Origin of the sequence: Flavobacterium sp., from assembly GCF_035760125.1 — a bacterium.
Taxonomy (GTDB): domain Bacteria; phylum Bacteroidota; class Bacteroidia; order Flavobacteriales; family Flavobacteriaceae; genus Flavobacterium.
Genome location: NZ_DASTTN010000434.1, coordinates 1 through 16,676 on the forward strand (window position 1 = coordinate 1; position 16,676 = coordinate 16,676).

Annotated in this window: 16 protein-coding genes; 9 read left to right on the forward strand and 7 right to left on the reverse strand. The window is 35.1% G+C overall.

The genetic code is table 11. The annotated features are described in order from the left end of the window. Positions 1–113 precede the first annotated feature (113 nt). From VFS71_RS15320 to VFS71_RS15335, 4 genes are all read left to right on the forward strand, one after another. Positions 114–851, forward strand: a complete 738-nt coding sequence (locus VFS71_RS15320; RefSeq protein WP_326402323.1) for an ABC transporter ATP-binding protein — start codon at positions 114–116, stop codon at positions 849–851. Between the two features lie 245 nt (positions 852–1,096). Beyond that, the gene (locus VFS71_RS15325) at positions 1,097–2,203 is read left to right on the forward strand and encodes an ABC transporter permease (protein WP_326402325.1); all 1,107 of its coding nucleotides are present in this window, start codon (positions 1,097–1,099) and stop codon (positions 2,201–2,203) included. Positions 2,204–2,205: 2 nt separating this feature from the next. Continuing rightward, positions 2,206–3,318 carry an ABC transporter permease gene (locus VFS71_RS15330; protein WP_326402327.1) on the forward strand — a complete coding sequence of 371 codons (1,113 nt, stop codon included), beginning with the start codon at positions 2,206–2,208 and terminating at the stop codon, positions 3,316–3,318. Between the two features lie 128 nt (positions 3,319–3,446). Further along, the gene (locus VFS71_RS15335) at positions 3,447–4,250 is read left to right on the forward strand and encodes a polysaccharide deacetylase family protein (RefSeq protein WP_326402328.1); all 804 of its coding nucleotides are present in this window, start codon (positions 3,447–3,449) and stop codon (positions 4,248–4,250) included. 18 nt (positions 4,251–4,268) lie between these two features. Here VFS71_RS15335 and trxA read toward each other — a convergent pair whose 3' ends face one another. The 7 genes from trxA to VFS71_RS15370 all read right to left on the reverse strand — a co-directional run bounded on the left by trxA (position 4,269) and on the right by VFS71_RS15370 (position 9,208). Next, a complete protein-coding gene (gene trxA, locus VFS71_RS15340) occupies positions 4,269–4,571 on the reverse strand; it encodes a thioredoxin (RefSeq protein WP_326402330.1) in 303 nt (100 codons plus the stop codon). Beyond that, a complete protein-coding gene (locus VFS71_RS15345; RefSeq protein ID WP_326402332.1) occupies positions 4,568–4,771 on the reverse strand; it encodes a hypothetical protein in 204 nt (67 codons plus the stop codon). The genes trxA and VFS71_RS15345 overlap by 4 nt, the downstream gene beginning before the upstream one ends. Before the next feature lie 57 nt (positions 4,772–4,828). After that, positions 4,829–5,662, reverse strand: a complete 834-nt coding sequence (locus VFS71_RS15350; protein WP_326402333.1) for a methyltransferase domain-containing protein — start codon at positions 5,660–5,662, stop codon at positions 4,829–4,831. Positions 5,663–5,665: 3 nt separating this feature from the next. Further along, a complete protein-coding gene (locus VFS71_RS15355) occupies positions 5,666–5,869 on the reverse strand; it encodes a DUF2892 domain-containing protein (RefSeq protein WP_326402334.1) in 204 nt (67 codons plus the stop codon). Between the two features lie 235 nt (positions 5,870–6,104). Further along, complete coding sequence (locus VFS71_RS15360; protein WP_326402336.1) at positions 6,105–7,514, reverse strand: MBL fold metallo-hydrolase; 1,410 nt, start codon at positions 7,512–7,514, stop codon at positions 6,105–6,107. Positions 7,515–7,697: 183 nt separating this feature from the next. Further along, complete coding sequence (locus VFS71_RS15365) at positions 7,698–8,486, reverse strand: sulfite exporter TauE/SafE family protein (protein WP_326402338.1); 789 nt, start codon at positions 8,484–8,486, stop codon at positions 7,698–7,700. Between the two features lie 95 nt (positions 8,487–8,581). Continuing rightward, positions 8,582–9,208 (reverse strand): Crp/Fnr family transcriptional regulator, encoded by a 627-nt coding sequence (locus VFS71_RS15370; RefSeq protein ID WP_326402339.1) that lies wholly within the window; start codon positions 9,206–9,208, stop codon positions 8,582–8,584. A gap of 280 nt (positions 9,209–9,488) precedes the next feature. On the opposite strand from VFS71_RS15370, the gene VFS71_RS15375 reads away from it, so the two are divergent. The 5 genes from VFS71_RS15375 to VFS71_RS15395 all read left to right on the forward strand — a co-directional run. After that, positions 9,489–9,794 carry a rhodanese-like domain-containing protein gene (locus VFS71_RS15375; RefSeq protein WP_326402347.1) on the forward strand — a complete coding sequence of 102 codons (306 nt, stop codon included), beginning with the start codon at positions 9,489–9,491 and terminating at the stop codon, positions 9,792–9,794. A gap of 75 nt (positions 9,795–9,869) precedes the next feature. Beyond that, positions 9,870–11,450 (forward strand): NADP-dependent glyceraldehyde-3-phosphate dehydrogenase, encoded by a 1,581-nt coding sequence (locus VFS71_RS15380; protein ID WP_326402341.1) that lies wholly within the window; start codon positions 9,870–9,872, stop codon positions 11,448–11,450. 530 nt (positions 11,451–11,980) lie between these two features. Continuing rightward, positions 11,981–13,867 carry a M1 family metallopeptidase gene (locus VFS71_RS15385; RefSeq protein ID WP_326402343.1) on the forward strand — a complete coding sequence of 629 codons (1,887 nt, stop codon included), beginning with the start codon at positions 11,981–11,983 and terminating at the stop codon, positions 13,865–13,867. A gap of 141 nt (positions 13,868–14,008) precedes the next feature. Beyond that, complete coding sequence (locus VFS71_RS15390) at positions 14,009–14,410, forward strand: cytochrome c (RefSeq protein ID WP_326402345.1); 402 nt, start codon at positions 14,009–14,011, stop codon at positions 14,408–14,410. Positions 14,411–14,814: 404 nt separating this feature from the next. Continuing rightward, the coding region (locus tag VFS71_RS15395) for a ligand-binding sensor domain-containing protein (RefSeq protein ID WP_326402346.1) at positions 14,815–16,676 on the forward strand (1,862 nt) is incomplete at its 3' end.

Below are 16,676 nucleotides of genomic sequence, written 5' to 3' on the forward strand. Positions count from 1 at the left end.
AATGAGTTGGAAACTTTTTTACTTGAAAAAGGGCATACGAATATTATGATACATCCAACCCAGCCTAGAATTGAAGATTGTTATATGAGTTTAGGTATCTAAAAAAAGTTTGAATGAAAGCGATTACGGTCAATAATCTGGTGAAACGTTTCTGTAATTTTACTGCTGTCGATGATATTACATTTGATGTAAATCAAGGGGAAATTTTTGGTTTTCTTGGTGCAAACGGAGCCGGAAAAACCACGGCCATCCGTATGCTTTGCGGTTTGAGCAAACCCACGTCGGGCAACGGAACTGTAGCCGGTTTTGATATTCATAAAGAGCCTGAACAAATCAAAAGGAATATTGGTTATATGAGTCAGAAGTTTTCACTTTACAACGATCTAAAGGTTTGGGAAAACATTCGGCTGTTTGCCGGAATTTACGGCATGCCCGAAAAGGAAATAAGTTTAAAAACGGATGAGTTGTTGCACACCCTGAATTTTGAATCGGAAAAGAAAACCTTGGTCAAAGACCTCCCTTTGGGATGGAAACAAAAATTGGCTTTTTCGGTTTCTATATTTCATAATCCAAAAATTGTTTTTCTTGACGAACCCACCGGTGGTGTTGACCCAATGATAAGAAGGCAATTTTGGGAACTCATCTACGAGGCATCCTCACGAGGCATCACTGTTTTTGTGACCACGCATTATATGGATGAAGCCGAGTATTGTAATCGTGTTTCGATTATGGTTGATGGAAAAATAAGCGCTTTGGATACGCCAAAGAATCTTAAAATGCAATATGGTGCCAATGATATGGATGGGGTTTTTCAGGAATTGGCGAGAAAGGCGATTCGGAAAGGGGATTAACATAAAATTAGATTGGCCACAGATTGAACGTATTATACGGATTTTTACAGAAAATATTAATGGTTTCCAACTTAAACGATCTTATGCGTTAAAATAAGTTTGACAGCTGAAAAGCAAAAGGCTGATTTTTAGCCCCGATGGAAGTGAAAATCCTTGTGTACCGGGGTTCGGTACGCAAGATTGCAACGGACAGCGGGAGGGAATTTGTAAAAATGTTCAATGTTCTGCTCCAAAAAAAGAATACTATGAAACAATTTTTGTCATTTGTAAAAAAAGAATTTCTGCATATTTTTCGGGATTTGCGGACAATGCTGTTGCTTTTGGGAATGCCGATTATGCAAATTCTTCTCTTTGGATTTGCCATTACGACTGAGGTTAAAAATTCTAAAGTGGCTGTTTATGATCCTTCAAAAAGTATAACTTCCAGAAAAATAATCGAGCGTATTAATTCCAGCAATTATTTTGATGTTGTCAAATATTTGAATAATCCTGATGAAATTGAACATGAATTTCGGGAAGGTAAAATTGGGTTAGTTGTGGTTTTTGACGAAAATTTTGAGACGAATCTGTTTCATTCGAACAACGGCCATGTTCAATTAATTGCCGATGCCACCGACCCCAATACGGCCACTGCAGTGACCAATTATGCCCGGGCCATCATAATGGATTATCAGCAGGAAGTAATGCAGGGTATGAAAATCCCTTTTCAGATTTTGCCGGATGTAAAAATGCTTTATAACCCGCAGATGAAAGACGCTTATAATTTTGTCCCGGGCGTTTTAGGACTTGTCATGATGCTGATTTGTGCGATGATGACGTCTATTGCGATTGTTCGGGAAAAAGAAATGGGCACGATGGAAGTATTGCTTGTTTCGCCACTCAAACCTATTTATATCATACTGGCCAAAGCGGTTCCTTATTTTTTGCTGTCCTGTGTCAATACGGTATCGGTGCTTCTTTTGGCGGTTTATGTTCTCGGGGTTCCCGTTGCCGGAAGTTTGTTTTGGCTCGCGGTTCTTTCGATACTTTTTGTTTTTGTCGCCCTTTCGTTGGGGTTGCTGGTTTCTACGGTTGCACAAACCCAAATGGCGGCAATGCTCATTTCGGGGATGCTTTTTATGATGCCCATAATGCTGTTGTCCGGAATGATTTTTCCTGTGGAAAATATGCCTTTGCCTTTGCAGTTACTGTCGAACATTATTCCGGCAAAATGGTATATTATAGCCGTAAAAGACATTATGATTAAAGGAACCGGCGTTTCTTCGGTTTTAAAAGAACTGATGGTACTCGGATTTATGGTTGTGATACTTGTTAGTGTAAGCCTTAAAAATTTCAAAAACCGTTTAGAATAGTTATGATAAAGTTTTTGTTAGAAAAAGAATTCAAGCAGATTTTCCGCAATACATTCCTGCCGCGGATGATTTTGGCGTTCCCGGTCATGGTGCTGCTGGTGTTTCCGCTTGCGGCCAATTTTGAGATAAAAAACATAAATCTGTGCGTGGTGGACAATGACCACAGCAGTTATTCCAACCAGTTGGTGCAAAAAGTTATTTCATCTGGTTATTATAAGCTGACTTCGGTGGTCGAAAATTCGAAAGAGGCCCTTCATCAAATTGAAAAAGACAAAGCCGATATTATTTTGGAAATTCCTGCCAATTTTGAAAAAGATTTGGTTCGGGAACAAACAGCACATCTGCTGATTTCGGCCAATTCGGTTAACGGTACAAAAGGAGGGTTAGGCAGTGCTTACCTTTCGGACATCGTTACCGATTTTTCTTCAGAAGTTCGTGAAAAGTGGATACAATCTGCAACGGCAACAAAATTCCCTGTTATAGAAATGGTTTCCCAAAACCGGTTTAATCCCCATTTGAGCTATAAAATTTATATGGTTCCGGCATTGATGGTTATGGTTCTTACAATGCTTTGCGGTTTTCTTCCGGCGCTGAATATTGTAGGGGAGAAGGAGGCTGGAACCATGGAACAGATTAATGTGACCCCAATTCCAAAGTTTGTTTTTATCCTTTCAAAATTACTGCCGTATTGGATCATTGGGTTTACTGTACTTACGATTGCTTTTGGTGTGGCTTACGCTGTTTATGGATTGTCTCCTGCAGGGAGTGTTGGAACCATCTATTTTTTTGCGGCGCTCTATATATTGGGAATTTCGGGTTTTGGGCTTGTTATATCCAATTATTCCAATACCATGCAACAGGCCATGTTTGTTATGTATTTCTTTATGTTGATTTTGATCCTGATGAGCGGTTTATTCACCCCGATTAACAGTATGGCCGAATGGGCGCAGTACATCACCGTTTTTAATCCGCTGAAATATTTTATGCAGGTAATGCGATTGGTTTATCTGAAAGGAAGCGGTATATCAGAATTGGGTACACAATTTATAGCATTATTCTGTTTCGCGTCATTTTTCAATATCTGGGCGATTTTAAATTATAGGAAAACAGTTTGATTTTTGAAGGTTTAGAAAGGTTAGAAAGGTTAGAAAGTTTAGAAGGTTTAGAAGGTTTAAAATGGTTAGGATTGTCATAATAAATAAGAAACCAATTTGTAGTTGATGATTAATTAAAACTTTTGATAATGAAGTACATATCGATAAAAAGCATAGTGTTTGTAATAATTGTAGCTGCTGCAACAGTACTGTTGGCTGTTAAAATGTACCCAGAAGGAAAGACAAAAATAACTGCAGTAAAACCAGAAAAAAAGAAAATACGACCCGGTGTGGTTTTTACTTTTGATGACAACTACATTGATGATTGGTACGTTGCCGATATGCTGTTGCATCCGTATGGTTGGAAGGCAACCTTTTTTGTTACCTGGTATGGCAGTTTGACCCCAGAACAAAAAACGAAACTACATTATTTAAAAGATAACGGGAATGCTATTGCCGCGCATGGTTATAACCATCTTAATGCATTGAAATATTATAAAGAATTTGGAATGGAGAAATATATTAAAGATGATATTCTGCCTTTGAAATCTGCTATGGCAAAAGACGGTTTTGACGTTCATTCTTTTGCTTATCCAGACGGAGCTCGTGATTCGACTTTGGATACTGAATTGCTGAAACATTTTGATATCATAAGAGGAACAACTTATGCAGAGATTCCGCCTGAATTACAATACTGTTATTATGAAGGTAATAAAGTGATCTACGGACTGGGAATTGACGACGACTATAAACAGTTTAATATTCCGTATTACAAAAGCCTAATGGATTATGCTAAATTGCACAATAAAATAGTTATATTTTATGGACATAAGACGGTTCCTGATGCCGATGAAAAGCTAGAAACGCCTCTTTCTGCACTAGAGGAACTTTGTAAATATGCAAAGAATACAGGGCTTAAATTTTATACTGTGGATGATCTTGCCAAGTTTTAATTTTAAACCAAAAACTGTTCATGAGTTGCTTTTTTCGGTAATTACTTTAACTAAATCGGAGGTGCTTAAAACTCCAGATTGTCTCCACAATTGTTTTCCTTTTTGAAAAAGAATCATAGTGGGAACACCACGTACTTGGTATTGTGAAGCTATTTGCTGGTTCTTGTCTACATCAATTTTAATAATGGAGATTCGGTCGCCTAGATTGTCTTTCACTTGTTTCAAAATGGGTGCCAATGTTTGACAAGGTCCACACCAAGTAGCAAAAAAGTCAACCAATACAGGTTTTTCGGATTGAATAATATCGTTGAAAGTACTCATTTTTTAGTATATTTATTTTGAGAAATTGCACAGCCTTTTGGCCCGCAACCCGTATTAAAAATAGCCTGAATAAAGAAAAATAACCCAAAGGCGATGAAGAACCACTCGTTTGTGTAATAAGCTTGTGCGAATAAAAATACGGCAAAAGCAAAACGAAAAATTCGCATAATATGCCAGTTGTTGAATAGTAATTCTTTCATTTTTGGGGTTTAAGAAAGTTTATTTTGAATTACCTCTGCTTTAGCTCGAGGCAATTTTTATAGTTTATTTCCAATTTTATATTTGGCATCGTAAGCGATTTCATTTTGCAATGTTTCTAATGCAATTTCATTTTTGCTGACGATTAATACTTCGGCAAAATTGCTGCTCGTGCTTACGTTTAAAATATTTTTAAGTGCTGCGAATTTTTCTGAAACGGTATTTTTACAACCATTACATGTAATGCCTTCAAATGGGTATAAATTGACCAACACTTCGCTGTTTTTTTGAAATTCGACAAACAATTCAGAACCCGCTCTTGGCGTGGCAGAATTTTGGCAAATTTCCATCTTTAGAAAATCAAAAGACTGTTGAAAAAGCAAATTATATTCTTCTTGGCTTCCGCCAAAAGGAGGGCCACTTTCAAATGTTCGGTTGAATAATAATCCGATAATTTTTCCTTTGTTAGCCAAAAGCTGATGCATTTTCCAAACGTATTTTTGGCGCATTGTTGGTGGCAAAGCACAAAAGAATGTCTGTTCGAGAATTATTTCATACTCACCTTGATGTTCAAAGAAGTCCCCTAATATAATGTTGATATTGGGATTGCCTTTGAATTTGGTTTTTAGATTTTCTACCAAAGTCGGGGCTATGTCAATTACGGTAACGTTTGTAAAATCTTGTTCCAGAAGATAATCGGCTTCATAAGTATTTCCACACCCCGGAATCAAAATCCGAATGTTTTTATCTTTAATTGTGTCAATATAGTTTTTTAGTGGAGGAGATACTTCTCCTAAATCCCAACCTATTGTATTGGATTGATATTGGTTGTCCCAATAGACTTTGTCCAAAGGTTTTTCACAGGATGTCACACAGCATTTTAATTCGTCCATAGCTTATGTTTTTTTATTGGTGTTTATTCCTAAAAGCGCATATAATGGGCAAAAATTAATGAAACTGGTTAGTAATAATATAATTGCAAATGCCAATAAAACAATGGCTAGAATACCGTTTATGATTCCTGAATAATATAATATCGTAATGATAATTCCGATTGCAGACCGAATCAATTTGTCTGTAGCGCCTATATTTTTTTTCATTGTAAAAAGTGTTTATAGGTTGATGAATTGTTTTTAATTGTGAATGAATCTTTATTACCTAGATTATAATTTTAAACTAAATAGTATCAATACCGAGTGAGCGTGAGGGATAGTAGCAAGCTACCGAAGTAGCGCGGATAGCCCGACACCAGTAGAGAAGTGGGCCGAATAAACGCTGCGATGAGCTGGCCCATTTCTCTACTGGTGGCACGCCCTAATTATTTTTTTATTGCTATTAAATTTTACTTTGACACACAAAATCGGTTCTTGGAATATCGGTTTTGGCAATGGCATTAAATCCACCTTCTATTTCGCTGAAATTTCTAAAACCACGAGCTTGCAAAATCGATGCAGCAATCATACTGCGGTAGCCGCCGGCACAATGCATAAAGAAATGTTCTTTTGGGTCAATGTCTTTTATCCAATCATTGATGTTTGCTAGCGGTTTGCTGAAAGCTTCTTCTATATGTTCGGCACTGTACTCACTTTGTTTGCGAATGTCGATGATTTTACTTTCGCCAATTTTTACTTGTGCTTTGAATTGGTCAGGAGTGATTCGGTTTACAGTGTCAATTTCTTTGCCCGCTTTTTTCCAAGCCTCAAAACCACCATCTAAATGTCCCACTAAATTGTCAAAACCCACTCGACTCAAACGAGTCACGGTTTCTTTTTCTCGTCCTAATTCGGTCACTAATATGATAGGTTGTTTTACATCGGCAATCAAAGCGCCCACCCAAGGAGCGAAATCACCGTTGATTCCTATGTTTATGGATTGCGGAATAAAGCTTTTGGCAAATTCGCCGTTGTTTCTTGTGTCCAAAATTAAGGCACCCGTTTCTTCTGCAATTGTTTCAAAGTCGGTTACTGATAAAGCGTGCATGCCATGCTGTAAAACTTCTTGGAAACTATCATATCCTTTTTTATTCATTGCCACGTTCATACCAAAATAGGCTGGGGGAGGGAGTAGTCCATCAGTTACTTCGGTGATGAATTCTGCTTCGGTCATATTGGCTCTCAAAGCATAATTTGTTGCTTTTTGGTTTCCAATGGTCGATACGGTTTCTTTACTCATATTTTTGCCACAGGCACTACCGGCGCCATGAGCAGGATAAACAATAACATCATCAGCCAGAGTCATCACTTTGTCTCTTAACGAATGATATAATAATCCAGCCAATTGTTCCTGTGTCATCGAAGCTGCTTTTTGGGCAAGATCAGGTCTTCCCACATCGCCAATAAACAAAGTATCTCCGGAAAAAATTGCATGATCTTTTCCGTTTTCGTCGATAAGTAAATAGGTGGAACTTTCCATGGTATGACCAGGAGTATGCAGTACTTTTATTTTGATATTTCCTATTTCAAATATTTGATTGTCTGTTGCAACGGTGGCTTTAAATTCAGGTTGTGCAGTTGGTCCATAAACAATTTCTGCGCCCGTTTCTTTGCTTAAATCCAAATGTCCAGAAACAAAATCGGCATGAAAATGAGTTTCAAAAATATACTTCAGCTTGACTCCGTCACGTTCGATTCTGTCCAAATAAGGTTGCGTTTCTCTCAGTGGGTCAATTATAGCTGCTTCACCATTGGAAGTGATGTAATAAGCACCTTGTGCCAGACAGCCTGTATATATTTGTTCTATTTGCATGATATTAATTTTAATGTAATACAAAGTTAATTCTGTTTTATGATACTATCTGTGACAAAAATTACTTTAACGTAAGTTTAATTGAAGTTACTAAGATTCTAAGAATTAGATGAATATTTCTTTTATAATCTCTTTCTAATTTCAGCAACTTAGAATTTCAGCATCTTAGCAGCTTTGAATATTCTAAATAGCTAAAAATTCCTTAATAATAATATAGATTCCCATTACCAAAATGAACCACCCAAAAATGGGTTTTAGTTTGTTACCGTCTATTTTTTTAGACAATTGAGTACCAATAAGCATTCCTATAAAAGCGATGACCGATATAATTATTAAGAAAGTATAATTGATTGGAGTGCCAATATATAAATCTCCGATAAAGCCAATGGAAGAGTTAATAAAGATAATTAATAATGAAGTCCCAACAGCCTGTTTCATTGGCAAATTGGCAAAAAATAAAAGAGCAGGAATAATTAAAAATCCACCGCCTGCACCCAGAAATCCAGTTACAATTCCGACTACGGAACCTATTATAGCCAATTGCAGATAATTGGTACGATGAGATTGTATCTGAGAATTGGTTTTATGAATCATTGAAAATGAAGCAGCCATCATCAAAACTGCAAAAATAATCATGATTAGAAAGTTTTTGGTGACCTGAAAATCATTTATTGTAAAAATGACATTGGGAATCTTTAAAATGATTACTTCTCGGATGACCAATATTGAAAACACAGAAGGGACTGCAAAGTACATTGCTGATTTGATTTTGAGATTTCCCATTCGGTAATGAGTGTAACATCCTGATAAAGCCGTAATTCCAACGATAAATAAAGAATAACTAGTGGCCAATTTTGGGTCTATTTTGAATAAGTAAACCAATATGGGAATTGTCAAAATAGAACCTCCACCACCTATTAATCCTAATGAGAGACCTATTATGACAGATGCCAAATAACCGAAGTATTCCATGTTTTATATTTTGTTTGAGGCAAAGATGCGAAGACTATTTTTGGTGGATTGTAACTTTTGTCACTTTTGAAAAAGTTTAATTTATAATTTAAAAATTACATCAAAATCTCAATCTGATTGCGATGCAAAATTACCAAACCTCTTTGTTCCATTTTTTTGAGCAGTCTTGAAATAACTTCTCTGGAAGTATTCAAATCAGATCCAATTTCTTGATGGGAAAGTTTAAGCTCTTTGCATCCACAAGCTTCAACTTGACGCTTTAAATAAAATTCCAGACGCTCATCCATAGCTCTAAATGCAATACTGTCTATAACTTCTAGTACTTCTTCAAAGCGATTTCGGTAGGTGCCAATGACAAATTCATACCAAGATCGATGTTCCATCATCCATTTGTCCATCAAGGATAAAGGAACCATAACTACTTCGGCATCATCAACCACTTTGGCCATAATTTGGCTTTTTTCATTCTTGGCGGCACAAACCATTGATAGAGCGCATGCTTGCCCTGGTTGTAAATAATACATAAAAAACTCCCCTCCATCATCATCTTCGCGATAGACTTTGATGGTTCCCTTGGTTACAAGAATTGTATTTTTGATATATTGCCCAGTTCGCATGATAACTTCTCCAGAACTAAAGTTTTTGATGACTTCATTCGTTTTAATATCTTGAATCAGTTCTTTTGAAAAGGATGGGAATGTTTTTTTGAGCTGCTCTGGCATTTTTATTTTTATTTTGAAATGAGTTCGAATTCCAACACTGTAAAAGTAATAAAAAAGGAGAAGTCTTTGATAAATTGAAAGAGAAGTATATGTAATAAATTATGAAATACAGAAAAGAATCGGATAATTAAGTCCTGATTTTAAACTATAAATAACAGATGTTTGCATTTGTTGAATATTGATTTCTACGAAAACGTTTTCTTTAGTTTATTGATTAATTCACAAAAAAGAGGTGTATTGTTTGAGGAAAATCTCGTATTTTTACGAAAAAATAAATATTATGAATTTGACACAAGATGAATGGGTTTCCCAATTTGAAGCCGATGAAAATGCAGTAATATTAGATGTAAGAACTGAAGACGAATGCGATCAAGGCATAATTGAGGGTTCTATTAATATCGATATTCATAAGGGACAGGAATTTATAGATGCTATTGCAGCATTGGATAAAAGCAAAAATTATTATGTATACTGCCGCTCAGGTGTCAGAAGTGCAAAAGCATGTGAAATCATGAACGAGTTAGGGATAGAAAATGCCTATAATTTAGTTGGTGGTATCATAGAATGGAATGGTGATATAGTATAATATCATAAACAGTAAAAAAGAGGCTTCTGCCTCTTTTTTAAATCTATTAAAAAAAACAACCAAAATAACCACAGAATGAATACAATACCTCAAGAATTTCAAATTACGACTCCACTTATTCAAGATACATATTTAGTAAATGGCGAATTAAAAAAATGGACAGGAAAAACAACTGAAGTTTATTCTACAATCTCTTCAACGGAAAAATACGAACCAACTTTATTGGGTTCTATTCCGTTTATGGGTGAAGCGGAAGCACTTGAAGTAGCTGAATCTGCCAAAGCTGCTTTCAATAACGGACAAGGGTTATGGCCAACGATGAAAGTTGTTGATCGTATTAAGTGCATGGAGAAGTTTGTGGTCAAAATGAAAGAAACACGTACAGAAGTGGTTAAGCTTTTGATGTGGGAGATTGGAAAAACTCTTGGAGACTCAGAAAAAGAATTTGACAGAACGGTAGAATATATTAACGATACTATCGAAAGCTATAAAGAATTGAACAGCCGCTCGGCTCATTTCTCTAAAGTGCAAGGTATAAATGCCATGGTACGTAGAGGGCCTATTGGAGTGGTATTGTGTCTTGGACCGTATAATTATCCATTAAACGAAACTTTTACATTACTTATCCCTGCTTTGATTATGGGGAATCCTGTAATTTTCAAACCAGCAAAACATGGAGTTTTATTAATTTCTCCATTGTTGGAAGCTTTTAGAAGCAGTTTTCCAAAAGGGGTAATCAGCATTGTTTATGGTAGAGGACGTGAAATAGCTTCGCCAATAATGAAATCTGGGAAAGTGGATATTTTGGCTTTGATTGGAAACAGTAAGTCGGCTATTGCTTTACAGGACCAGCATCCAAACAAAAACAGATTGCGTTTGGTATTAGGATTGGAGGCCAAGAATCCAGCGATAATTTTGCCGGATGCCGATTTGGATTTGACAATTCAAGAATGTATTGCAGGAACTTTGTCCTTTAATGGACAGCGTTGTACTGCATTGAAAATTATATATGTGCATGAAAATGTAGCAGCTGAATTCAATAAACGCTTCGCCGAAAAAGTAGATTCATTGAAATTTGGAAATCCTTGGGAAAAAGGAGTTGCATTGACCCCACTTCCAGAAACAGAAAAACCAGCTTATATTCAAGAATTGATAGATGATGCTACCAGCAAAGGAGCAAAAGTTATCAATACAAAAGGAGGAGAACATTCAGATAACTTTATATTTCCGGCAGTTTTGTTTCCAGTAAACAAAGAAATGCGTGTATATCAAGAAGAGCAATTTGGTCCTGTAGTGCCCGTTTTGACATTCAAAGATATTCAGGAACCATTGAACGATATGGCCGAGTCTAACTACGGTCAACAAGTAAGTTTGTTTGGAAAAAATATCAAAACCATTGCACCGCTTATCGATACTTTGGTGAATTTGGTTTGTAGAGTAAACTTGAACAGTTCTTGTCAGAGAGGGCCGGATGTTTTTCCGTTTACAGGAAGAAAAGATTCTGCTTTTGGGACATTAAGTATTCATGATGCCTTGCGTTCATTCTCAATTAGAACTTTTGTGGCTTCGAAAGACAATGCCTATAACAATGAAATTTTACAGGAATTACTGAACAGCAAGGAATCGAATTTCATCAATACCGATTATATTTTATAGGTTTAATAAAAAATAATTATCAGCGCCTCATTTTTTTGAACGAGGTGCTTTTTTTATGGAAAAAGTTAATTGTCTAGAGTGTAATTGTTTGTTTTTTAGAGATATATTAAATTTTGATGCAAATTGCTTATATTTGTGTCAATAGACACTTATTGTTCTCTAACGTGTTTTCGCAGATAAGTATAATTCTATTCTTCTTTATTTTATAAATTTTTTAAAGGAATTGTTATCAAAAAGAAAATAAAAAAAGTAGCCAAGAATGTTCACGAACGTTTGCATCGTGAGCCTTATTATGCGCATCCCAGACTGAGTTTTATTCCTAATATCGTATTAAATATTATTACTTTCATTATTGCTTTAGCTTTAATAGGCACTATCCTGTATTTACTTATAAGGTTTCTAATAAAAGCTTTTTATCATTTGTAATTAACAAATGTGGAAAAATTAATTGAAAAATTGTTACAAAAATCTTCATTTTTAGACTCACTGGTTATTATTTAGTAATAATCATCAAAACCAAAAATCTAAAAATGAGAAAACCAATCCTGTTAAAATTATTATTAGTACTTCTGTTTTTTGTGCAAAAAGGCTTTGCACAAGAACTTTATATGCCCAGAAACATTAAAGATGCTTACGCAAAAGGAACCCGTTCTATGGATGGTTTGCCTGGTAAAAAGTATTGGCAGAATCACGGTAAATACACTATGGATATTACCGTAAACGCCACGACAAAAATAGTAAGCGGAATTGAAACTATTGTATATGAAAATAACAGTAGTGACACTTTGAAGAATTTGCCAATACGTTTTGTAAATAATTTGCACAAACCTTCTTCTCCCAGAAGTGGTAACGTAAGTGATGATTTTTTGTCAAATGGACTAACTATTACTTCTTTAAAAATAAATGGAGAAGTTTACAAGGAAGATGCCAGAAAATGGGGTACTGTTGGTAATGTAAAGATGAAAAAGCCTATGATTCCACAATCTAAAATAACGATTGAAATTGAATGGAATTACCCTTTGTCTAAAGAGAGCGGAAGAGAAGGACAAATAGATGAAACTACTTTTTATGTTGCTTATAGCTATCCTAGAGTGTCTGTTTTTGACGATTATAATAGATGGGATAGATTGCCTCATACTGATCGTCAGGAATTTTATAATGACTTTAATGACTATACGTATACGGTAAAAGCACCCAAAAATTATGTAGTGTATGGAACAGGTGATTTATTGAATCCAGACGAAGTTTTACAACCTGAGTTCGCGGCCCGTTTAAAAAAATCATACACAACAGATGAGGTAATGCATATAGCCAATGACAAAGAAATGAGCGAAGGACGAGTAACACAGCAGAATGATTGGAACAGCTGGAAATTTCAGGCTAACAACATTACCGATGTTTGTTTTGCTTTAAGCAATCATTATGTATGGGATGCCGGAAGTGTTATTGTAGACACCAAAACCAATCGCCGAACGAGTACTCAAGCTGCTTATGATCTGGTTAAAGGGACTGATTTCATAAACTCAGTTAAAAACAACAATTATGCCTTGTCTTGGTTTTCCAATAATTGGCCTAGAGTGCCTTATCCTTATTCTAAGATGACTGCTTTTCAAGGATTTGCCGATATGGAGTATCCTATGATGGTTAATGATTCTCAAGTGGATGATCCAGTTTTTGCTCAATTGGTTCAGGATCATGAAATAGCACATACCTATTTCCCTTTTTATATGGGAATAAATGAAACCCGATATGCTTTTATGGATGAAGGTTGGGCAACTACTTTTGAATATTTGATTGGTATAGCGGAACATGGCAAAGAGGCAGCCGATAAATTTTATAAAGAGTTCAGAGTTAATCATTACATTAATGATCCATCAACAGAGGAAGATCAACCTATAATTTCAATGTCAAGCCAAGTTTCGGATGCGGGTTATGGTAATAATTCATATGGAAAAGCTTCTCTCTCTTATCTTGCCCTGAAAGACCTGCTTGGAGAAGAGCAATTTAAAAAATCATTGCATTTTTATATGGATACATGGAACGGCAAACATCCAATTCCTTGGGACTTTTTCAATTGTATGAATACTAGTTCGGGTAAAAATTTAAATTGGTTTTTTAATAATTGGTTTTTTACTAATAACTATATTGATCTAGCAATTGAAAAAGTGGAAGACGTTAATTCTAAAAGTACAGTTTGGGTTCAAAATGTTGGTGGTTTTGCCATTCCTTTTGATGTTGTTATTGTGTATAAGGATGATACAAAAGAGATTTTACATCAAAATCCAGCCGTTTGGCAAGCCAATCAAAAAAACACAGTAATTTCTTTAAAATCAAATAAAATAATAAAATCGATTTCTCTTGATAATGGTATATTTATGGATGCTACTCCGTTAAATAACTTGTGGAATAATCAGTAAAATTGAATTTTATTTGCTATTTATTAATTTTTTATAATTATTTTGGTTTTTACTTAATAAAGTACTGATTTCATGATAAATATCAGTTTTATTGCTACAACGTTTTCTTAAATTTGATGTATAATTTAAAAGCATCAAGCCATGAAAGTAGCATTCAAAATTTTCGTAGTAGTAGCTTTACTAATTGTGTCAGGAACAAAAAGTATCGCGCAAGAAATAAGCTGGGTTGCACCAGAATATTCTAATTCATTGAAAAATCCGTTTGTAGGAAATCAGAAGGCGACCGATGATGGAAAGGAAGTATTCAATCAGATGTGTGTGTTGTGTCACGGTGTAAAAGGACAGGGAAATGGAGAAGCAGGACTTACTTTGCAACCCCATCCTGCTAATTTTCTGGCTCTGAATGTGAAAAGTCAAACCGATGGTGCTATTTTTTGGAAGATAACCAATGGAAAAGCTCCAATGGCTACTTACTTTGAACTTTTAACAGATGACCAAAGATGGAAATTGGTCAACTATATACGAGAATTAGAAAAAAAATAGTTTTGAATTAGTAAAGAAATAAATTTTTTTTTAAGGGAAACCGCCGCCGCTTATGCTTAAGAGGTGACGGTTTTTTTTGTGGATTTAAATGGAGCTCATTTGACTCAATAATTTAATTTTTTGAATTGTACTAAAATTGCTTTTATAAACGTGTTTACATTTAAATTGAAAATGGAGTAATAAGTTTGTTAATTTTTATGTAATTTTAATACTTGTAATTTATTGATATAGATTTAGTTAAGTTTTTTTATTTTTTGCTACCCAATCTACCCTACAAGTTATCGGTTTTCGAATGTCTTAGGCTTACGCCATTATAAAAGAAAATGTTGATAACCGAAAAATGATGCCTAAGAAGATTTAGTAAGTGAGGTTGTACTCAAACAAATTAATAAAATAGCTGGATTATGAAAAAGTGCTTTTTTGTTGTCTTATTAGTCAATTTTCAGGTATTTTATTCCTCAGTTTCCGCACAACTTAATTCCAGTAATTTTAAGGCTTATCCTGAATTAGGAGGTTATTTTATCACCGATATTATTACTGACAGGCAAGGGATTGTTTGGATAGCAACCAGTAACGGACTTGTTCAATATGATGGGTATGAATACAAACATTATGATGAAGATCGGAAAGACCCCAAAAAAATGGGCAGTGTTTTAACCCAAAAACTTTTTGAAGCTCATGACGGTCATATTTGGATTGGCTGTACGGATTTACTCAGTGAATACAATCCAGTTACAAAAACATTCAAGAACTATGATTTTTTAAAACTGACAGATTTCGCTTTGGGTTCACGGCCCTCAATTATTACTATAAATGAGGATTCGAGTGGACGTATTTATTTTGGGACGACTTCTTTTTATGGTTTGGTAGCTTCCCATGCCCTTTTTTATAAAGAGGCAAACAGTAATAAATTAAAACGACTTGATTTCCCCAATAAAGTAGAAATAAAAAATATCTATAACGTTACTACAGACCATTTGGGCAATATCTGGATATTTGCTATTAATGGTTTTTTTAGGATTGATAAAAATAAAAATATTTATAAAGAAAAATGGCCAATTCCGAGTGATCAATATTATTGCACTATTAAATGTGATGCTAAAGGAAATGTATGGATAACTTCAAGCAGTGTTGTTCATTCAACTCTAAGTGTTTGGAATCCAAATACAGACGAAATAAAATCCTACCCTTTGAAACAATCAATCAGTAAAATTAATAATGAGTTTTTGATTACTGGAATGGAGTTCGATTCAAAAGGGAATATCTGGCTTGGTACCACTTATGGTTTACTATATTTTGATTTGAATAAAGAACAATTTGAAATCTTGAATGAAAATTCAAATCAAAGATTGACAAGAAATGTTCTCACTTGCCTTCATTTGGATTCTTTCGATAATCTTTGGATAGGAACAGAAGCCCAGGGATTACTTAGATATACTAATCGAGTTGTGTTGAAATCCTATGTTTATAAAAAAGAAGATCCAAATTCCATTACTCAGGGTTGGGTAGATAAAATACTTGAAAGAGGTGATGGTAAAATTTGGATAACTACCGGAGGGGGGATTGATGTTTTTGATCCTGTTAAGAATTCGCTAACACCTTACCCAACTTCGAAAATACAACCTAGTGCAAATTTCCTATTTGGAATTGGTTGGTATTCACCTGAAGAAATTCTCTTTCAAACGAATCTTGGTTTTTTTCTTTTTAATGTCAATAATAAGACCTGTAAAAAAGTCATTCTAGATCCTAGAATGGATAAACTTCAGATTAACAGCCTAATTAATGACAGTAGGGGAAATCAATGGTATTGCACGGTTAATGGTATTTTTTTTAAAGCTAAAAATAGTGAAGCGTTTCACCGTTTTGATTTGACAAAAGTTCCCGGATCGAAAGCTACCAGTAATGATGTCGCCAATATTTATGAGAGTCCTGAATACGGAATATGGTTTCTTACCAATAACGGATTGTTTCTATATAACTATGAGACTGGTAAAACGGTTAGGTATGGATTTGATAAGAAAAAGGGAGATGTTTTAAAATCGCAAGATATCAATTCGCTTTACGTTGATAAAGAGGGGATAGTTTGGGTTGGGACTTGGGGTGGTGGTCTTAGCAAATACAATATCAAAACAGGAAAAATTATTACCTACACAACTAAAGATGGCTTGCCCTCTATGGGGATTCAAGGTATTTTGCCAGACGAAAAAAATAAAGCATTTTGGCTTAGCACTTTTGATGGAATCAGTAGGTTCAGTATTGCGGAGGA

What these genes read in the sequence shown, in the direction of transcription:
- VFS71_RS15320 (WP_326402323.1), top strand. Translation starts at nt 114, where the DNA reads ATGAAAGCGATTACGGTCAATAATCTGGTGAAACGTTTCTGTAATTTT.
- VFS71_RS15325 (WP_326402325.1), top strand. Translation starts at nt 1,097, where the DNA reads ATGAAACAATTTTTGTCATTTGTAAAAAAAGAATTTCTGCATATTTTT.
- VFS71_RS15330 (WP_326402327.1), top strand. Translation starts at nt 2,206, where the DNA reads ATGATAAAGTTTTTGTTAGAAAAAGAATTCAAGCAGATTTTCCGCAAT.
- VFS71_RS15335 (WP_326402328.1), top strand. Translation starts at nt 3,447, where the DNA reads ATGAAGTACATATCGATAAAAAGCATAGTGTTTGTAATAATTGTAGCT.
- trxA (WP_326402330.1), bottom strand. Translation starts at nt 4,571, where the DNA reads ATGAGTACTTTCAACGATATTATTCAATCCGAAAAACCTGTATTGGTT.
- VFS71_RS15345 (WP_326402332.1), bottom strand. Translation starts at nt 4,771, where the DNA reads ATGAAAGAATTACTATTCAACAACTGGCATATTATGCGAATTTTTCGT.
- VFS71_RS15350 (WP_326402333.1), bottom strand. Translation starts at nt 5,662, where the DNA reads ATGGACGAATTAAAATGCTGTGTGACATCCTGTGAAAAACCTTTGGAC.
- VFS71_RS15355 (WP_326402334.1), bottom strand. Translation starts at nt 5,869, where the DNA reads ATGAAAAAAAATATAGGCGCTACAGACAAATTGATTCGGTCTGCAATC.
- VFS71_RS15360 (WP_326402336.1), bottom strand. Translation starts at nt 7,514, where the DNA reads ATGCAAATAGAACAAATATATACAGGCTGTCTGGCACAAGGTGCTTAT.
- VFS71_RS15365 (WP_326402338.1), bottom strand. Translation starts at nt 8,486, where the DNA reads ATGGAATACTTCGGTTATTTGGCATCTGTCATAATAGGTCTCTCATTA.
- VFS71_RS15370 (WP_326402339.1), bottom strand. Translation starts at nt 9,208, where the DNA reads ATGCCAGAGCAGCTCAAAAAAACATTCCCATCCTTTTCAAAAGAACTG.
- VFS71_RS15375 (WP_326402347.1), top strand. Translation starts at nt 9,489, where the DNA reads ATGAATTTGACACAAGATGAATGGGTTTCCCAATTTGAAGCCGATGAA.
- VFS71_RS15380 (WP_326402341.1), top strand. Translation starts at nt 9,870, where the DNA reads ATGAATACAATACCTCAAGAATTTCAAATTACGACTCCACTTATTCAA.
- VFS71_RS15385 (WP_326402343.1), top strand. Translation starts at nt 11,981, where the DNA reads ATGAGAAAACCAATCCTGTTAAAATTATTATTAGTACTTCTGTTTTTT.
- VFS71_RS15390 (WP_326402345.1), top strand. Translation starts at nt 14,009, where the DNA reads ATGAAAGTAGCATTCAAAATTTTCGTAGTAGTAGCTTTACTAATTGTG.